17 protein-coding genes and 1 pseudogene are annotated in these 18,127 nt (G+C 66.0%); 3 read left to right on the top strand and 15 right to left on the bottom strand.

The features are described from left to right. Positions 1-151: 151 nt before the first annotated feature. Positions 152-1,072 (bottom strand): 2-hydroxyacid dehydrogenase, encoded by a 921-nt coding sequence (locus QFZ30_RS01205; protein ID WP_307072702.1) that lies wholly within the window; start codon positions 1,070-1,072, stop codon positions 152-154. Between the two features lie 200 nt (positions 1,073-1,272). Between QFZ30_RS01205 and QFZ30_RS01200 the strand changes: the two are divergent. Further along, a pseudogene (locus QFZ30_RS01200) lies at positions 1,273-1,750 on the top strand (dioxygenase family protein); the annotation flags it as partial. Positions 1,751-1,917: 167 nt separating this feature from the next. On the opposite strand, the gene QFZ30_RS01195 reads toward QFZ30_RS01200, so the two are convergent. From QFZ30_RS01195 to QFZ30_RS01160, 8 genes are all read right to left on the bottom strand, one after another. Then, a complete protein-coding gene (locus QFZ30_RS01195) occupies positions 1,918-2,556 on the bottom strand; it encodes a putative glycolipid-binding domain-containing protein (protein WP_307072699.1) in 639 nt (212 codons plus the stop codon). Positions 2,557-2,574: 18 nt separating this feature from the next. Further along, a complete protein-coding gene (locus QFZ30_RS01190) occupies positions 2,575-2,760 on the bottom strand; it encodes a hypothetical protein (RefSeq protein WP_307072697.1) in 186 nt (61 codons plus the stop codon). Positions 2,761-2,890: 130 nt separating this feature from the next. Continuing rightward, positions 2,891-3,529: a bifunctional 4-hydroxy-2-oxoglutarate aldolase/2-dehydro-3-deoxy-phosphogluconate aldolase gene (gene eda / locus QFZ30_RS01185; protein WP_307072695.1), complete on the bottom strand. Its 639-nt coding sequence runs from the start codon at positions 3,527-3,529 to the stop codon at positions 2,891-2,893. Then, a complete protein-coding gene (locus QFZ30_RS01180; protein WP_307072693.1) occupies positions 3,522-4,937 on the bottom strand; it encodes a mannitol dehydrogenase family protein in 1,416 nt (471 codons plus the stop codon). Before QFZ30_RS01180 ends, eda begins: the two co-directional genes overlap by 8 nt. A 41-nt stretch (positions 4,938-4,978) precedes the next feature. Further along, a complete protein-coding gene (locus QFZ30_RS01175; protein ID WP_307079968.1) occupies positions 4,979-5,905 on the bottom strand; it encodes a PfkB family carbohydrate kinase in 927 nt (308 codons plus the stop codon). Positions 5,906-5,946: 41 nt separating this feature from the next. After that, positions 5,947-7,158, bottom strand: coding sequence for a D-mannonate dehydratase ManD (manD, locus tag QFZ30_RS01170; RefSeq protein ID WP_307072691.1), 1,212 nt, complete (start codon positions 7,156-7,158; stop codon positions 5,947-5,949). A 68-nt stretch (positions 7,159-7,226) separates the two neighbouring features. Next, positions 7,227-8,252 (bottom strand): L-idonate 5-dehydrogenase, encoded by a 1,026-nt coding sequence (locus QFZ30_RS01165; RefSeq protein WP_307072689.1) that lies wholly within the window; start codon positions 8,250-8,252, stop codon positions 7,227-7,229. Continuing rightward, entirely contained in the window at positions 8,249-9,631 is a 1,383-nt protein-coding gene (locus QFZ30_RS01160) for an MFS transporter (protein WP_307072687.1), read from the bottom strand. Before QFZ30_RS01160 ends, QFZ30_RS01165 begins: the two co-directional genes overlap by 4 nt. A gap of 148 nt (positions 9,632-9,779) precedes the next feature. Here QFZ30_RS01160 and QFZ30_RS01155 point away from each other — a divergent pair, with 148 nt between their 5' ends. Beyond that, the gene (locus tag QFZ30_RS01155; protein WP_307072685.1) at positions 9,780-10,511 is read left to right on the top strand and encodes a GntR family transcriptional regulator; all 732 of its coding nucleotides are present in this window, start codon (positions 9,780-9,782) and stop codon (positions 10,509-10,511) included. 100 nt (positions 10,512-10,611) lie between these two features. Here the strand turns inward: QFZ30_RS01155 and QFZ30_RS01150 are convergent, their stop codons facing one another. Beyond that, entirely contained in the window at positions 10,612-11,616 is a 1,005-nt protein-coding gene (locus tag QFZ30_RS01150) for a hypothetical protein (RefSeq protein ID WP_307072684.1), read from the bottom strand. A gap of 88 nt (positions 11,617-11,704) precedes the next feature. After that, positions 11,705-12,673, bottom strand: coding sequence for an alpha/beta hydrolase (locus QFZ30_RS01145; protein ID WP_307072682.1), 969 nt, complete (start codon positions 12,671-12,673; stop codon positions 11,705-11,707). A 277-nt stretch (positions 12,674-12,950) separates the two neighbouring features. Here QFZ30_RS01145 and QFZ30_RS01140 point away from each other — a divergent pair, with 277 nt between their 5' ends. Next, complete coding sequence (locus QFZ30_RS01140) at positions 12,951-14,180, top strand: aminotransferase class I/II-fold pyridoxal phosphate-dependent enzyme (RefSeq protein WP_307072679.1); 1,230 nt, start codon at positions 12,951-12,953, stop codon at positions 14,178-14,180. Positions 14,181-14,220: 40 nt separating this feature from the next. On the opposite strand, the gene QFZ30_RS01135 is transcribed toward QFZ30_RS01140, so the two are convergent. The 4 genes from QFZ30_RS01135 to QFZ30_RS01120 are packed head-to-tail and all read right to left on the bottom strand — an operon-like array spanning position 14,221 to position 18,122. Next, a complete protein-coding gene (locus QFZ30_RS01135; protein WP_307072678.1) occupies positions 14,221-15,423 on the bottom strand; it encodes a Gfo/Idh/MocA family protein in 1,203 nt (400 codons plus the stop codon). Next, positions 15,420-16,214 carry a ThuA domain-containing protein gene (locus QFZ30_RS01130; RefSeq protein ID WP_307072675.1) on the bottom strand — a complete coding sequence of 265 codons (795 nt, stop codon included), beginning with the start codon at positions 16,212-16,214 and terminating at the stop codon, positions 15,420-15,422. Before QFZ30_RS01130 ends, QFZ30_RS01135 begins: the two co-directional genes overlap by 4 nt. A 58-nt stretch (positions 16,215-16,272) precedes the next feature. Further along, positions 16,273-17,151, bottom strand: coding sequence for a carbohydrate ABC transporter permease (locus QFZ30_RS01125; protein WP_373462798.1), 879 nt, complete (start codon positions 17,149-17,151; stop codon positions 16,273-16,275). 8 nt (positions 17,152-17,159) lie between these two features. Next, positions 17,160-18,122: a carbohydrate ABC transporter permease gene (locus QFZ30_RS01120; protein ID WP_307072673.1), complete on the bottom strand. Its 963-nt coding sequence runs from the start codon at positions 18,120-18,122 to the stop codon at positions 17,160-17,162. Positions 18,123-18,127 lie beyond the last annotated feature (5 nt).

The following is an 18,127-nucleotide window of genomic DNA, read 5'->3' as shown; positions in this document are numbered from 1 at the left end:
TAAGCAGGCAGGGATCTACCTGTATTCATTGGACTTCATTCGACAGCGCATGGAATGGTGACGCCCCTGCGGGGCGTGCGTGACCTAGGCGCCGGACTGTTAGGACCGCTGCCCGGATGTGACCAACGGTCTATTCATGAGCCTTTTAAGTTCAGCCGCCCAGCACCACATTCACCGGCGGTTCCCCCGCCAGCATTAGGTCGATCTGCCGCTGCAGCAGCCGGCCCATCCGCGGACGCATCGCGGAGCTCGCCCCGCCAACGTGCGGGGTGATGATGACGCCGGGTGTGCCCCAGAGCGGGTGGTCCCGGGGTAGCGGCTCGGGGTCCGTAACGTCCAGCGCGGCCCGGATCCGTCCGGAACCGGTGTGGCGGACAAGGGCGTCCGTGTCCGCCACCGGGCCGCGGGCCACATTGACCAGCAACGCGCCGTCGGGCATTGCCGCAAGGAAAGCGTCATCGACGAGGTGCCGCGTGGCGTCGCTGAGGGGTACCCCCACAATCACAATGTCGTGGTCCGGCAGCAGCGAGGGCAGCTCCGCAATTCCATGGACCACGCCGTTCTCATCCGTCCGCGCTTTACTGGCCACGCGCGTGACAACGGTTTCGAATGGGAGAAGCCGCTGTTCAATGGCCTTTCCCACGCCGCCGTAGCCCACAATGAGGACACGGCGGTCGGCAAGGCTGGCGGTGGGCTTCGTTTCCCACAGGCCCTCCTGCTGGTTCTTCAAAAGGCGGGGAAACTCCCGCTGGCTGGCCAGGATCATGGCCAGGACCAGTTCCGCGGTGGACGTCTCGTGCACACCGGCGGCATTGGCGAAGACCCGTCCGGGCGGGAGCGCCTCCGCCACGCCGTCGTATCCGATGGACTGGCTCTGCACCAGCGCCGTCTCCACGGCCTCAAGATTCCGCAGAATCCGCGCCCCGCCCATGTACGGGGGCACCACGATGTCAATCTGCCGTTGCGGCGGTTCGGCAGCAAGGTTCCACTCAAGAACCGTGACGTCCGGGGTCGGCTTCAGGTACTCGCGAAGTGCCGCATCGGGCAGGCTCACACTGATGGTCCGGGTCATGGGTCTCCAATAGCTCCGTCGGCTCGGGGCGGGGCGGGCGCCAATCCAGGCCCGTCTGCCTCGTGGGTTTTCTCCGGTGCCAGCCTAGTGGAGGAGCGCAGCCTAGGCGGTCATGTCACTCCGGCCGCGCCCGGAACTGGGGGCTGCAGCGCTGGCGCGGATCACCAGGGCCGGGCATCCGGAGGAGAAACGCCGGGATTGAAGGTGCCGTCACCGACACCGAAGGCCGCCCGGTCCCAGGCGCGCGGATCGAGGTCTGGGAGGCGGACGAGGACGGTTTCTATGATGTGCAGTACACAGACCACAGAGTGGCCGGACGGGCGCACCTCTTTGCGGACGAACGACGGCAAGTACGCATTCTGGGGCCTTACTCCCACGCCGTACCCCATTCCCCACGACGGGCCCGTGGGCAGGATGCTCGAAGCCACAGGCCGCTCCCCGGTCCGGGCTTCGCATCTGCACTTTATGGTCACAGCCACGGGACTACGGACCCTCGTGACACACATCTTTGTGGAGGGTGATCCCCAGATCGACATCGGCGACAGCGTGTTCGGCGTCAAGGAATCCCTGATCAAGAGGTTCGAACCCCAGTCCCCGGGCACTCCCACGCCCGACGGAAGAAATCTGTCCAGCCGCGGCTGGGCACGCACCCGCTTCGACATTGTCCTGGCTCCCGCGAAGATCTGGAACGCTCTGGTCAAGCGCGGGAGTGATCGAATGTCAGCTGCCGGCCCCGCCCGCGCATACGACCCAGCGGGCGCCCTGGTATTGCGGATCCTGGAAAAGGCATGGCTGACAGCCTTGGAAGTGCTGCGGGTCCCGGAGACGGTCTGATTCCGGGCACGCTAAGGCCGGAGCGTGGCAAGACCCGGGTACCGTGTCACGACTCCGTGCTGGTCAGTTGTGAGTTCTGCCGTGAAATTTCCATCCTCAGAGCTGAAGCGGACAGCGTGGGCAGCGGCTCCTGAGCTGCTATATCTCTGCCTGCTGGGGAACACTCTCAGGCTTGGAACGTCCACCCATGCCATGGTCAATTCTGATTCTTGGCCGGAGGCCGCCGGAGACAGAAGGTTCAGGCGTCTTATGGGCATCGTGTTTGTCATGGGGCATAACCCAAGGTCACAGTCCAGTGCGTCGCTGAGGTCCGCAGCGGCGGTGATGATGCCCGGAGGCGGCAGGGATGTTTCTCCGGAGGCCCCGGCCTGTGAAGTCCAGGCCCCGCCTTGGGTGCGTTCCAGCTCAAGCCACCGGCTCCAGCCCTGGCCGTGAACGGACACCGCAAGGCTCCTGGTGATCCACTGGTCCCCGGTTTCCAAGGCCCAGCTCAAGGCGTAGGCATGAGTGCGTGAGATCCCATGCGCACTGAGCCTGCCGGGACGGAAAATGATGGTGGCCGCGTCCAGCCGGGCAGGGTCGTCCTCGCCCTGCCATGCGTAGTCGGTGACTACCTCTTTTTCGGCAAATGGTTTTCTCGGCGGGGGCATTTGCAACCAGCCCGTCGGCTACGTGTCTGCAGCCCCGGGATCGTCTTCGGGCTCAAACGTGTTGGGCTCCCCCGTGGCACCCAGGCCAACACCTTCATCCCCGGCCGGGATCCCGCCGTCGGCCTTCTTGTTTCCGGTCTCGCCAGGGGCTGCCACTTCCTGCGGATCGTCGCTGGGAAATGAATCAGGTGAGCTGATGGTCATGACTCCTCCTTGATGGGTGGCAACCACGGTATCAGCGCAGGCAAGCATGCAGAATAGCGTGAGGGAGATCCCAGACGAACTCTGGTCCCGGGTCCTCCCCCTCCCCGCGGCCGGGGACCGGCGAGCTGGGCTAACCCAGCGGCCGGCCCAGGAGCTCCGTTGCCTGCCGGGCCAGCGCGGTGATCTGGCTCCAGTCGTCGCTTTCCACGGCGCTGCGGGGTGTCAGCCAGCTGCCGCCGACGCACGGGACGTTGGGCAGTTTCAGGTAATCCGGCGCGGAAGCCAGGCTCACCCCGCCGGTGGGGCAGAACCGGACCTGCGGGATGGGGGCCCCTATCGCGGCCAGGTACGCGGGTCCGCCGGCTGGCCCGGCCGGGAAAAACTTCATGGCCGCCAGGCCGCGCTCCTGGACAGCCATCACTTCCCCCACCGTCGCCACGCCGGGCAGCACCGGGAGGCCGAGGGTCAGCAGGTGGTCCAGCAATGATGCCGTCACGCCGGGGCTGACCAGGAACTGGGCCCCGGCGGAGACGGCGGCGTCCGCCTGCGCAGCCGTGAGGACTGTGCCCGCGCCGACCAGGATGTCCGGGACTTCGTTGGCGATGAGTGCCAGGGACGTGAGCGCACTGTCGGTCCGCAGCGTGAGCTCAATGATGCGGATGCCGCCGTCGGCCAGTGCCTTGGCGACGGGAACCGCGTGCCGCGGATCGTCGATGGTCACCACAGGAATGACCGGGGAAACCTGCAGGACGCTGGTGGCGTCAGCCATGGTTGATCTCATTTCTCAGGCCGTCCAGCCCGTGGGTGTCAATGATGCGGTACCAGTGTGTGAGGAGGTCCGAGAAACCCCGGTGTGCTGCCAGCCCGCCGTCGAAGATGCTGCGGCATCCAAGCAGCGCCGGGACCACGGTGGCCGCAGTGCGTGTCGCGGGAAGGGCCGCCTGGAGTTCCGCAGCGAGCGGATCGTTGAGGTCCGCCGCCGGTGTGGACGCCACATGGTGCATCCAGGCGGCCACGGCCAGGGCGGCCCACCGCGGTTCGCTGCCGGCGTCGAGGTTGCGCCGCACCGTTGTCAGCAGCCGCAGCCCGATCTTCTGGGAACCGTCGCTCCCCACCTTGGCCGTGGTGTGCCCCAGGGCGGGGTTCGCGAAACGGCTGAGCACCTGGGCACAGTACGCCTCGCCATCCAGTCCTTGCGGCAGGCTTATTGTGGGCAGGGCTTCCCGCGCCATCATGCCCGCACAGGCGGTGAGGAACGCGTCCTCCCGCACGGCGTCGCTGATGGTCTGCTTGCCGGTGGCCAGCCCCAGATACGCGAGCATCGAGTGGCTGGCGTTCAGCAGGCGCAGCTTGGCTGCCTCCCACGCGGCAACGTCGGAGCTGAACAGCGCTCCGGCGTCCTCCCACCGCGGGCGGCGCGCGGCAAAGTTGTCTTCGATGACCCACTGCAGGAAGGGTTCGGCCACCACGGCAGCCTCGTCCCGGAGCCCGAGTACACGCTCGACGGCGTCAAGGTCGCCTGCCGTGGTGGCCGGCACCATCCGGTCCACCATCGTGTTGGGGAAGGTGACGTTGGCGTCCAGCCAGGACACCAGCGGATCCGCCTCGGCCGAGGGGAGCGCCGCTGCGAAGGCATGAACCAGCCTGGCGGTGAGCTCTCCGTTGCCCGGCAGGTTGTCGCAGGAGACGACGGTGAGCGGCCCGGCGTCCGTGCGGGCCCTCGCCTGGAGTCCCCTGGTGATCTGCCCGATCGAGGTCTGCGGCGCCTGTCCGGCAAGATCCGCCCGCACCTGGTCATCGTTGATGTTGAGCGTTCCGGTGTGCGGATCGATCCGGTAGCCCTTTTCCGTGACGGTGAGGGTCACCACCGACGTCGACGGGGCGGCAATGTGGTCCGTCACGGCACGGGGGTTGTCCCGTCCTGAAATGGCCTCGACGATGCTCGACACGATCCGCAGCGGCGCGGCACCGCTTCCCCTCTCCGTCACGGTGAACAGGCCGTCCTGCGGTGCCAGCTGCCGCGCCACGGTGTCCGAGCGCTGCGTGACTCCGGTGATCCCCCAATCCGAATCGCCGGAGGCAAGCATCGCGTTTTCGGTCATTACCGCAGTGTGGGCGCGGGCAAAGGCGCCCAGGCCCAGGTGGACAATCCCGGGCTGCAGTTTGTCCCGCGGCAAGAGGGCCTGATGGCCGCCGTTCGCCGCCAGCGAGGAAGTGCTTAGGCGTGCGATGGCTGCGCTCCTTCCGGGGCTCCGCTGGCGTGCGCGCGGGTCTGGTCAAAGGTGGGGATGAAGCCGGTTCCGCCCTTGCCGCCGACAACCAGCGAAGCGGCGGCGGCGCCGTACCGGGCAGCCACGGGGAAGCTGTCCCCCAGCACCATCCGGGCCGTCAATGTGCCCACGAAGGCGTCACCCGCGCCTGTCTGGTCCACCACTGACGGGGCAGGAATTGCGGCAACCCAGGACGAAAGCTGGTCACCTTCAAGCTGGATTCCCTCTGCCCCGCAGGTCACGGCCACGTTCACTGCGCCGAGGCCACGGAGCTTGGCGGCAGCCTCCTGCGGCGTGGCGCAGCCCAGGAGCGCAGACGTTTCGCCGGGAAACGACGGGGTGACCAGGTAGCTTCGCGGTGCGATCTGCAGGAGTGCCGCCGTCGCATCCTCCACGGACGTCAGCCGGGGGCGGAAGTTCGGATCGAACACGAAGCGTCTGGCCAGCGCCGCAGCCTTCAGGACCGCAGCTCGGGACGATTCCGAAATGGCGCACGCGATACCGCCCGCCACCACGGCGCCGGCGGCCGAGAAGACGGTGGCGTCAACGTCGTCGGGGTCAAGCGTCGAGCCCACGCTGCCTGAGCGGGCGTAGGAAAATTCGCGCTGCCCGTCCGGGTCGCTGTGGACCAGGTACACACCCTGCTGGCCGGTCCTGAACTTGAGCAGTTCGCCGGAAATGCCGAGTTCCCGGATCCTGGCCGCGATCGCCTGGCCGAGGTCGTCGTCGGGCAGTACTGACAGCAGCCCCACGCGGGCGCCGGCCGCCGCCGCAGCAGCGGCGACGTTCAACGCATCGCCGGAGATACCGAGCTGGGCCGGAACGCCGTGGCCGAAGGGCAGGTCGGTGGCCACCTCCAGCAGGATCTCCCCCATGACGACGACGTCGAACGGCTGATTCTGTTGCGTTGATTTGCTCACCAGTCATGCACCGATCCGTCGAGCCGGCGGTTGATGGGCAGGTACTTGGGATCGAATGGGAAGAACGCGGCTGCTTCCTCGTTGAATTCCACGCCCAGGCCGGGGGCCTCTCCGGGGTGCATGTAGCCGTCCGTGAAGGTGTAGGAGGTCTTGAACACCTCGTTGGCCGGGTCCCGGTGGCCCATGTATTCCTGGATACCGAAGTTGGGGATGCTCATGTCCACGTGCAGCGCCGCCGCGAAGGACACCGGCGAAAGGTCACCCGCCCCGTGCGAACCCGAGCGGATCCCGTACAGGTCGGCCAAGGAGAAGATCCGGCGCAGGTGGGTGATGCCTCCGGCGTGCGAGACGGAGGTGCGGATGTAGTCGATCAGGCGTTCGGTGATCAGCTGCTGGCAGTCCCAGATCGAATTGAACACCTCGCCCACAGCGATGGGCGTGGTGGTGTGCTGGCGGATCAGGCGGAACGCGGACTGGTCTTCGGCCGGCGTCGGATCCTCTATCCAGAACGGGCGGTACTGTTCCAGGGACGCGCCCAGCCGGCCGGCCTCGATCGGAGTCAGCCGGTGGTGGACATCGTGCAGGACGTGGACGCCGTAGCCGAACTCCTCGCGGACATGCGCCAGCATCTTTGGCGCGAAGTCGAGGTAGGCAGTGGTTTCCCACACGTCCTCCTGCGGAACGTTGCCGCTGGCAGGTTCGTACGTCCTGCCGTCCACCGGTGCGATCCCGTAGGTTTTCTCCAGCCCCGGAACGGCCGCCTGCGCCCGGATCGCCTTGTAACCGAGGTCCAGGTGGTGCTGGAAGTCGGCGCTGAGGTCCTCCAGCGTGGATCCGCTGGCGTGCCCGTAGACCATCACGCCCTCGCGGGCCGCGCCGCCCAGCAGTTCATACACCGGCATCCCGGCGGCCTTGCCCTTGATGTCCCACAGCGCGACGTCGATAGCGGCGATCGCGGTCATGGTCACCGGTCCGCGGCGCCAGTAGGCACCCTTGTAGAAGTACTGCCAGGCGTCCTCGATCCGGCGGGCATCGCGGCCGATCAGCAATGGGCACAGGTGCTCGGACAGGTATGACGCTACTGCCAGCTCGCGGCCGTTGAGGGTGGCGTCGCCGATGCCCGTGATGCCGTCCTCGGTTTCAATAACGAGCGTCACGTAGTTCCGTCCGGGCGACGAAACCACCACCCGTGCGTCGGTGATCTTCACTGGTTAGGTCCTTAGGTGAGTGGAAATGTTCAAGTAGGTCGCAGTTGGGGCGGTCATTAGTTGGACGCTCAGCTGAGCTTCAGCATGACCTTGCTGCTGCCGGAAGCCGGATCCGCCGAGACGCGCATCGCCTCCGCGGCCTGGTCGATCCCGAACTTGTGCGTGATGACCGGGGAGACGTCGAGGCCATCGGCCATGGCGCGGAGGGCGTCACTGATCTCGTCCACGAACCGGTAGGAGCCGATCCACGTGATCTCGCGCGTCACCAGGTCTCCCAACGCCGCTGGAGCCGGAGCGCCGGGCAGGTTGCCCACCTGGACCAGGATTCCGCCGCGGGCAGTTGCACGAAGGACACCGCCCAGCACGCCGGGGATGCCGGTAGCCTCAAATACCAGTTCCATGTCCTCCGGGAGGGCGCCGCCGCCGGAGACGTTCAGGAGCTCATCGGCGCCCATGGCCTTGGCGATCCGCAGCGACGCCTCGCTGATGTCCGCGGCGATCACCGTCCTGGCCCCTGCGTACTTGGCCGCAGCGACAACCAGCGAGCCGATCGGTCCGGCACCGTTGACCAGGACGTCCCGGCCGGCGAGGGATCCCGCTCTTCCCACCGCGTGCATGGCGACGGCGAGCGGTTCGGCGAGCGCGCCGCGCAGGGTGTCAACACCTTCCGGCAGCGGCCGGACCTGTGAGGCCCGGACTGCCTTGCGTTCGCTGAATCCGCCGTCGGTGTGCGGATCGAAGGCCGCCGAACCGAAGTACCGGACGCTCGGGTAGAGATTGGTCCTTCCTTTGAGCCGTTCCGGCATGGTGCCGTCCCCCACCAGTTCTGCAGGGTGCACGGTGACCGGCTGGCCGACGTCGAGGTTCTGCACTCCGGCGCCCAACCGGGCGATCCGGCCGGCCACCTCGTGGCCGAGGACCAGCGGCGACTTCAGCGCCGCAGTCCCCGAAGCGCCGTGGCGCCAGTACGAAAGGTCAGAGCCGCAGATACCGCCCCATTCGACGTCGAGCACCACCTCGCCGGGGCCGGCAACGGGTTCGGGCCGTTCATCGATGCGCAGATCGTTTGGTCCGTGGACAACGACGGCTTTCATACCGCGTCCTCAAGCCGGACCATGTCGCGGCCGCGGACCTCGGGGCCGACTGCAGCGGAGACCAGCGTGATCAGGGAGTAGCCGACCAGCATCGCGGCCAGCGGCCACCAGTGTCCGGTGACGGCGGTGAGCGTGGCGGCAAGCAGCGGACCGATGGCCGTGGCAAGGATGCCGCCGATTTCCTTGGCCAGCGCCAGCTGGGTGAAGCGGGTGCGGGCTCCGAAGAACTCGGCCATGGTGACGCTTTCCATGGCGAACAGGCTCAGCACACCCAGGTTCAGGCCGAGCACGATGGCGATGGTGATGACGGTGGTGTTGCCGCTGGTGACCATCATCATCATAGGAACGGCGAACAGTGCGGTCAGGGCGCTCAGTACGAGGTATAGAGGTTTGCGGCCGAAGCGGTCACCGAGGATACCCATGATGGGGATGGTGATGAAGCCCAGCAGGGAGCCGTAAACAATGGCCGTGGTGCCGACGCTCTTGTCCACCAGCAGGACGGTTGCCAGGTAGCCGATGAGGAAGGTCTGGACGAGGCCGGAGTTGCCGGCCTGGCCGAAGCGGAGGCCGAGGGCGATCAGGAACGCCTTGCCCTTGCGCTGGTGCAGTGCAGCTTCGATGGTGCTGGTGCCTGCCAGCTCAGCAGCCTTAGCAATTTCCTTCTTGGACAGCGCAACGCCGTCCACCACGTCCTCGCGCTGTTCGAAGACCGGGCTCTCCTTGAGGGAGCGGCGGATCCAGACCGCGAAGATCATCAGCACGAAGCTGGCCAGGAACGGGATGCGCCAGCCCCAGCTGAGCAGCTGATCCTCGGGGAGGACGCTGACCAGGATGGCCCACAACGCGGAGGCTGCCAGCGTGCCGGAGTTGGTGCCGAGGCAGACGAGCGAGGAGATCAGGCCGCGCCGCCGTGCCGGAGCGAACTCGGCGAGCATCACGGTGGCACCTGCGATTTCGGCGCCGGCACCGAAGCCCTGGATAAGGCGCAGGGCGACGAGCATGATCGGTGCCCAGATGCCTATCATTGCATAGGTGGGCAGAACGCCGATGAGGGTGGTTGAGGCGCCCATGAGGGCGATGGTGATGAACAGGACCTTCTTGCGGCCGATCCTGTCACCCATGCGGCCGAAATAGATGGCGCCCACGAGGCGGGCAACATAGCCCACTCCGTAGGTGGCCATCGCGGCGATGAGGCCGATGACCGGGCTCACCTCGGGGAAGAAGATCTTGTTGAAGACTATGGCGGCGGCCAGGGAGTAGAGCTGGAAGTCCATGAATTCCATGGCGGTTCCAAGCCAGCCGGAGACGGCGACCTTCGCCAACTCGCGGGTTGGCTTGGGCTCCACCTTGGTAGTGGGTGGCGCGATGCTCTCGGTCATCAGTTGCTCCTTTGCAGGCGATGAAAAACGAAGGGGAGAGTTGAAGCTCAGGAGGCCGGCACTAACTTCTGTATGGGTGCCGACTCGTTTTTACTACTACCATACAAGCACTACCATTCTAGTGTGTCAAGGGTAATAGACTGGAAGCATGGCAACGGATAAAAGCGGCACCGGAAAAGCACCCCGACTGTCCGTACGGGACCAGACGCTGGAAACGCTCCGGCGACGCATCATTTCCCTGCAGCTTTCCCCCGGTGAACCGCTGTCCGAAAACGAGCTTGCGCAGGAACTGGGCGTGAGCCGGACACCCGTGCGGGAAAGCCTGATTCTGCTGCGCGAAGAGGGACTGGTTCAGGTCTTTCCGCAGATTGGTTCGTTTGTCTCGCTCGTGGATCTGGTCCGGGTCTCGGAAGCGCAGTTTGTCCGCGAGGCCATCGAATGCGCGTCCCTGCGCGATGCCGTTGTGGACGATGCCGGCATTGCGGGACTCCGGGAAATCCTCCAAAGCCAGACGGACGCTGACTCCAGCGGGGACGTGGAGGAGTTCTTCCGCCTGGACGAGGATTTCCACCGCGAACTCCTCCGGCTGGCCGGGCACGAATCGGCCTGGGCAGCCGTCAACTCAGCCAAGGCGCATCTGGACCGGGCGCGCCGACTGAGCCTGATAGATACGCGGCCGATTTCCACACTCATAGAACAGCACACAGCTGTGGTGGATGCCCTCGAAGCCAACAACCTGATGGACGCCGACAGTTCCCTCCGCTTTCACCTCCGCGGTGTATTCGAGGACGTCAAGAGGATTCAGGCGTCCACTCCCGAACTCTTTTCCGACGGCACAGCGGCCCGCCCCAGCCGAAGAAGCATCGCCCGGTTGGCCTGAACCCCCACTGTGCGGACCTGACCGCGCGAACTGGCAGCTAATGCCCTCAAAATCCAAATTTGAGGGGATTAGCTGCCAGTTCGCGCGGGCAACGGGGTGGTTACTGACCGAACGTGGTGGTGGAGAGCCTGAGCAGCGTCAGTACCAGTGACAAGCGCACGCGTCCCGGCGCTGTGCGGATGTCGAACCCCAGCGCCGTCGAGTAGTCAACCGCCCGGCTCTGCACAGTGGAGTGGTGCAGGCCGACCTCTTCGGCGACGGCCCGCAGGCTGTTCGTTGCGGCAACGGACTCAAGGAGCGCCAGCGCTTTGGGCTGCAATTTCAGAAGCTGTTTCAGCGCCGTGAGGTCAGGGGTTTCGAGCCCGGATGAATCGGCAAGCCCGGCAAACACCAAAAGGCTGCCCAGGTCATCAGCCAGCTGCCGCGGATGCTGGGGACTGCTCAGCCGCAGTGCGAGGAGGGCCGATGCCCATGACCGGTCGAGCGCGCTGGGCACCGTGGCCAGGCCAACGCCCGAGCGGGAGTCAGACGGGGTGCCGGAGGGCTCTGCTCCGGACAGCCGGAGTACGGCCGCCCGCACGGGACCAACCCCGGTGTAGACCACCGCACTTGGTCCCGGCAGGTCCGTGGATGCCGGGACGGCAACCACCCGGTAGCTCTTCCCACGGTCGAGGCGAAGCATGGCGGCAGCATCCATCCGCCTGTCCAGGGGTGCCGCGCCATCAATAATCGTCTCGATAGCTCTGCGGGTAGCGGCCACCGGACTGGTGCGGTCGAAGGAGATGCCGAGCGCGATGGCCACGCGCTCGAGGATCATTTCATCGTTGGCGAAGGCCTGGCCGGTGCGCTCAATCCACACCCGTCCGCCGTCACTGAAATCGTGGCCGGGCCAGGTGCCAGGTTCGCCGGAACCGGTTTTTGAGCCGGAGGCGTCGACGCGGAGGGAACCCCCGTCCGCGACGTACCCTGCCGCACAGCCACTCAATACCGCGGCCCCGCTCAGGAGAACCTGGGCACTGGCGTGTCCGTCAACGAGCGCGTCAAAGTAGGCAATCACCTTAAGGCTTTCGGAGGCCTCAGGGTCGAGCGCTTTGAGGCGCCACACCAATCCCTGCATATCTGCCGCTCGTCGAATTAGCTTGTGGGACGAATTTTACTCCGCCCACCATTCGTCGCCCCGACCACCAGGAGCGTCACGCGCCGAGAATGCGGCGAACCCACTTGGTCCGCACCTCGCGCGCCTGGATCGACAACGCGGCCTGGGGCACGATCATGTCGAAACCATGGAATCCGCCTGCCCATACGTGCAGTTCGGCGACGCCTCCTACAGCCCAGATGGCACTGGCGTAGGCAACCACCTCGTCCCGGAAGACTTCTGCAGTGGCCGCGTCGATGAAGGCGGGCGGCAGGTTGGACAGGTCAGTTGCCCGGGCCGGGGCCGCATAAATGGACACGTCCGCCGTCTTGCGCCGGTGTCCCAACAATGCATCCCAGCCGGTGTCGTTGCTGGTCCGGTCCCACAGCCCGAAGCCGTCAATCTGGTAGCTGGACACTGTCTCGTTGCGGTCATCGAGCATGGGACAAATCAGCACCTGGCCAGCCAAAGCCGGACCTCCCTTGTCCCGCGCCATCAGGGCCACTCCTGCGGCGAGCCCGCCGCCGGCACTCGCCCCGGCGATGATGAGGCGCTCCGGGTCGAAGCCGAGCTCTTCAGCGTGCTCAGCCGTCCAGACGAGTCCCGCATAGCAGTCCCCCACGGGGGCCGGGTCCGGGTTTTCAGGGGCGAGACGGTATTCAACCGATACCGCGACGGCGTCCATGAGCTCGACCCATTCGATGAGCATGTCCGCTCCAAGGAAGCGGTCCCCGATGACCATGCCGCCGCCGTGGGTGTGATAAATTCCGGGGCCGCCGGGGACATGATCGATCCTGGAGAAGATGGAAACAATCAGGTCGGGGGCGCCTTCGGGGCCAGGGATGGTCCGCTCAACGTGCCGTACGGCGTGGCCTGCGAGCTGCTCCTCGATGGGCGAAGTAAGCGGCGCGCCCCGCATCCCGGAGATCATGTCCGGTGTCAGCGTGGGGTTGAGCAGATCCCCCAAGGCGGTCAGTGTCGCGCCAAGCTCAACATCAAAGGGCGGGGCTTTGTGGATCGGTTTCATGGTGTCTCCTGGTGGCTGGTCACCGCGTTGTGACCTGGAACTCAGCCTAGGCATTCCGTTCAGCGATTCTAACCGCCAGCAACACCCAAAGGGCCGCGCTCAAACCGCCACATGGCGGGCTATCCGCCGTCGTCACGCCCTTGGCGCCACGGCATGTGCTGCCGTCACCGAGGCCTTTACTTCAACCAGCGGGGCGGTCCACAATGGGTCCCACCACAGCCTCCGCTGGCTCAGAAGCGTGCTGCCCATCCGACCTGCCATGCAGAGGGGCGCTGACATGAACGATCCATCAGTTACAGCCGGGGCCTCTCCTGGTCACGACGATGCGGTGTCGGACCGCGCAGCGCGGCTGGCATCCATCCCATCCTTCAGGCGGATTGACGCCTTCCTCAACGAATCCGACTACGCCCGCCGCCACCTCATGCCGGGCGCCTGTGACTTCACGCTGGGCAACCCGCACCAGATGCCGGCGGACCGCTACGTCCGTGCGCTGCGGGACGCCCTGATTCCGCGGCATGATCAGTGGTTCGCGTACCAGACCAACGACGAAGCCACCAGGGAGGCGGCTGCGGAATCCCTGCACCGGCTGCTGGCCGTGCCGTTCCGGCCGGAGGACATCTACCTCACCACCGGGGGATTCGCCGCCATAGCGCTGGCCCTGAAGACCGTGGCTGATCCCGGCGACGAGGTCATATACAGCCTGCCGCCATGGTTCCTGTATGAGCCGCTGGTGCTCGAGGCGGGACTCGTGCCGGTGAAGGTGAAAATCAACACCATCACCTTCGACCTGGATCTCGACGCCATCGATGCGGCCATTACGGGGCGCACCCGGGTGGTCATCGTCAATTCGCCCAACAATCCCACGGGACGGATCTACCCGCCCGAGCTGCTGCGCCGGCTGGCGGATCTGCTAGACGCGGCCTCGGCCAGGATCGGGCGGCGGATCTACCTCGTCTCGGATGAGCCCTACAACCGGATCGTGTTCGACGGCCTGCGCTTCCACAGCCCGGCGGAGTTCTATCCGTACACGCTGCTGGCCTACTCCTACGGCAAGACCCATCTCTCTCCTGGCGAGCGGGTGGGTTACCTGGCACTGCCACCCACCATGCCCCGTGGGGAGGGGATGAGCCACGCCATCACCAGCCTGCAGGTGGCCATGGGCTGGGTGTACCCGAACGGCCTCCTGCAGCATGCACTTCCTGAGCTCGAGAAGTTCTCCATCGACGTCGGCCAACTGCAGCGCCGCCGGGACCGTCTGGCCCAAGCACTCGGCAGCATGGGCTACCGGGTCCGGCGGCCGGAGGGAACGTTCTACCTCTACATCCCGACGCCGATCCCGGACGACGAGGCGTTCACCGCATCGCTCGCCCGCCGGGATGTATTCGTGCTGCCGGGCCAACTGTTCGAGACCCCGGGCTTCTTCCGGATGTCCCTCACTGCGAACGAGGACATGATCGAACGCAGCCTGCCCGCCTTCGAAGAGGCCATGACGCAGAGCCGCCCGTGATTCGGTCCAGAAGTCTTCGGGAAGATGCCGGTGACCTGGGCTAGACCCCGAGGGGCCGTGCCGCGCCCACGCCATCCGCCCCACCGAGGATTCCAGCGCCGGAGAAGGCGCCCTCCGTGGACCAGGACTGCAGAACCGCGGCGACGTCAGGCCGCGCCTCGTCCAGGACCGCCGTTGCGTACGAGCGTTCCAGCAGCGCGTCGATCCGCACACGCCGGCCCGTGGCGGCGCTTTCGATGGCGGCCTCCACCATGGCCAGGCTGAGGATGTTGTCGTGTACCTGGCCCATGGGTGGGGTCCCTGTCCGGAGCGCCATAACGAACTCGCGCAGGGAGCCGTGCACTTCAGTACCCGGGTCCTCCACGACAGCCTGGTCCTCCTCGACGGCGGTGTTCCCCGCTGCCCCGATGTCCGCAGAAGCAAGGCTCGCCGTCGGCGGATTGTCCCCGTCCCACAGCACCGTCCCGTGCTCGCCGCCGAGCCGCCATGCAGCGTTCCATGAGGTTTCCTGGCCGGGGCTGCACCAGCTTCCGTTGAACACAAAGCGCTGGCCACCGGACATCTCGAAGGAAGCGACGGCTGCCGCATCTCCGCGGTACCAGCTCCACGCGGGGTTGTATTCCTCGCAGAAGACGGACACGGGATCAGCGTCCAGGAGGAACCGCGCCATGTCGAACTGGTGGATGGCCATGTCCAGCAGCAGCGGGTGGTCCATCTGGTCCCGGAAGCCGCCGAAGTGCGGTGCCTTGAAGAAGTCGGCGGACAGGATTCCCAGCCGCCCCAGCCCGCCGGCGAGCGCCTTGGCTGCGAACAGGTTGACGTTGTACCGGCGGGATTGGCTGACCATGAACAGCTGGCCGGTGACCTCGGCGGCGGCGGCCAGGCTCAGGCCTTGGGCAACCGTGGAAGCCACGGGCTTTTCGCCCAGCACGGGCAGCCCGGCGAAGAGCGCCTCGGTGGACACCGGGTGGTGGGCGGCGGGAACGGTGACGTTGATGACCGCCTGGGCGCCGACGTCGAAAGCCAGGCGCGCTGTCCCGGTCCCTACGGGGAGCTCCGGTTTGCCGATCGCAGCGGCACTCGCGCGCGCGGCGTCCAGGTCAAGGTCCACAATGCCGCGGAGCTCCACCAACGGCGAGGCCTCCACGGCCCCCAGCCAGGCGCGCCCCATGGCCCCGGCGCCCACCACCACCACTTTCAGGGGTGTGCCGTCGTCGTCGATTGTTGTGAAAAGCCGTCTCATGCGTTGTTTTCCTCGTAGATCGCGGTGGCGCCCTGGTATCCGGCGCCCTTGTAAAACTCGTTGGTGTCGTACCGCAGCAGCTCCGGGAGCTCGCGCCGGGGCCGGTCCGTGACGGCCCACTGGACGGCGTTGGAGATCACCCGTCGGATGTCCTTGTGGTGGTACACGGGGTAGTCCTGGTCTCCGGGGCTGAAGTAGAAGATCTTGCCGTGGCCGCGGCGGAAGGTGCAGCCGGAACGGAAGACCTCGCCGCCGCTGAACGAGCTGATGAAGACCAGTTCCTCCGGGGTGGGGATGTCGAAGAATTCGCCGTACATTTCCTGCTCGTCGATGATGATGGGATGTGGCACGCCCTTGGCGATGGGGTGGGTGGGATCCACCGTCCACACGAGTTCCCGGTCCTGCTCGCTGCGCCAGCGCAGGGTGCACGTGGTGCCCATGAGCTTGGTGAAGATCTTGGACCAGTGGCCGGAATGGAGCACGATCAGGCCCATGCCGGCGAGCACGTGGCGGTGGACGCGTTCGACGATTTCGTCGTCGACGTCGCCGTGGGCCATATGGCCCCACCACGTGAGGACGTCCGTGTTGGCCAGGACTTCCTCGGTGAGGCCGTGCTCGGGTTCGTCCAGCGTGGCGGTGTGGACGTCGACGGCGGCACCCAGGTTTTCCTCGATGCCCTCCTTGACGGCGCCGTGCATTCCCTGGGGGTAGAGCTTGGCCACGTGCTCGTGTTCCTGCTCGTGCCGGTTTTCGCTCCAGACGGTGACCCTGATCGGGGCGGTGTTACTCATTGCATTCTCCTTGTGGTTCTGGCAGTGCGTGGTGCGTTGGATTGAGGGCTCGTCTGCGTCACTTGACCGCGCCGCCGGCGGTGCCGGCAGCCACGTACTTCTGCGCAACGATGAGCAGGACGATGGCGGGGATGGAGGCCAAAACCGCTGTCGCCATGACGGAGCTCCAGTCGTTCACGTACGCCCCGATGTACTGGTAGATGCCCAGCGTGACGGGACGGACGTCGTCGGTGGTGGTCAGGGTGAGCGCGAAGAGGAAGTCGCTCCAGGTGAAGAGGAACGTGAACAGCCCGGCGGTGATGAGCGCGTTCCGGCTCAGGGGCAGGACGATCGACCAGAAGGCCCTGAGATGCCCCGCACCGTCCACTTTGGCGGCCTCGATGACGGACGCGGGCATGTTGTTCATGAAGGCCCTGATGATGAGGATGGCGAACGGGATGCCGTGCGAGGAATCCGCCAGGATGAGCCCGGGAATGGAATTCAGCAGCCCAAGGTCGTTGTACGCCGTGTACAGCGCGTTTGCCACCACGATGCCGGGGATCATCTGGCTGATCAGGATGGCGAAGAGCACAACGCCCGCGCCGCGGACCTTGAAATAGGCCAGGGCGTAGGCCGCGGGCGCCGCGATGGCCAGGCTGAACACCACGCTGCCCAGGGCCACCATCAGGCTGGTTCCGAGGTTCCGGCCCTGCTGGCTGATTGCTGTGGCGTAGCCGCTGAAGTCCGGCGCCAAGGGCAGCCACGAGGTCTGCAGCGTGGTTCCGTTGGGCTGCAGGGAAGCGTTGATCATCCAATAGACGGGGAAAAGCATGATCGAAAGGAAGACTATCGCCAGGGCTGTGGTTCCTCCCTGCCTGTAGCGGGCGGCAGCCGGACCGGACCTGCTCCCCACGGGACGTTCGGTACCCGCGCTGTTCAGCTGCGTGTTGGTGGTCATGGAGATCCTCACTCGTCAACTGCGCGTCGGTTGACGCGGAGATAGAGAACTGCGAACACCAGCGATATCAACACCAGGATGTTGCCCATCGCCGCGCCCTCGCCGAACTTGAAGTCCTGGAACGACAGGGCGTACGACTGCGTGGCGATGGTCTGGGTGGAGTTGGCCGGACCGCCGTTGGTCAGGCCCAGGATGATGTCCAGGACCTTCAGGGTGTAGACCACTCCCAGCACCAGGACCACGCTGACCACGGGCCGGAGCATGGGCCAGGTAACGTGGCGGAACGCCTTCCACCCAGTGGCACCATCCAGCGACGCCGCCTCATACAGTTCGTCGGGGATGTCCTGCAGACCGCCGTACAGGACCGTGACGTTAAACGGGATGCCGATCCAGATGTTGACCCCGACGACGGCGGCCAGGGCCAGTGACGTGCTGGTCAGCCACGGGATCCCGGTGCTGATGATCCCGGCGCTCTCCAGGAAGTTGTTCAGTGCCCCGCTGTCCTTGTCCAGAATCCAGCGCCACACGGCGCTGGACACGATGAGCGGCAGCAGCCACGGCAGGAGCAGGAGGGAGCGCAGCATCCCGTTGAGCGGGAACTTGCGCTTGAAGAAAACCGCCAGTGCCAGGCCCAGCACGAACTGCCCGGCAATCGAGCCGGCCGTGAAGAGGGCGGTGTTGATCAGCGAGGTGGAGAACAACGACGACGACAGGACGGTCACGTAGTTGGCAAAGCCCACCCAGGGGGCTTCCCCCGTGTAGAAAGTGCCGGTGCTGTAGTCCTGGAAGCTCATCAGGACGTTCTTCACCACCGGGTAGCCGAAGAAAAGCACGAGATAGGCCACAGCCGGGGCAAGGAAAAGCCACTGGTAGATGCGCTCCCGTCGCCGGTAGCCCGGGCGGCGGGGACCGGCGTCGTTCTGTGTTTCCGGCACCGTGAGGTGAAGCCTCGATTGGACTGCTGCTGACATCGGGA

The sequence above is a fragment of the Arthrobacter pascens genome, assembly GCF_030815585.1.
Taxonomy (GTDB): Bacteria; Actinomycetota; Actinomycetes; order Actinomycetales; family Micrococcaceae; genus Arthrobacter; species Arthrobacter pascens_A.
Note: the sequence above shows the minus strand (reverse complement) of the source record. Positions and strands in the feature narration are given on the sequence as shown.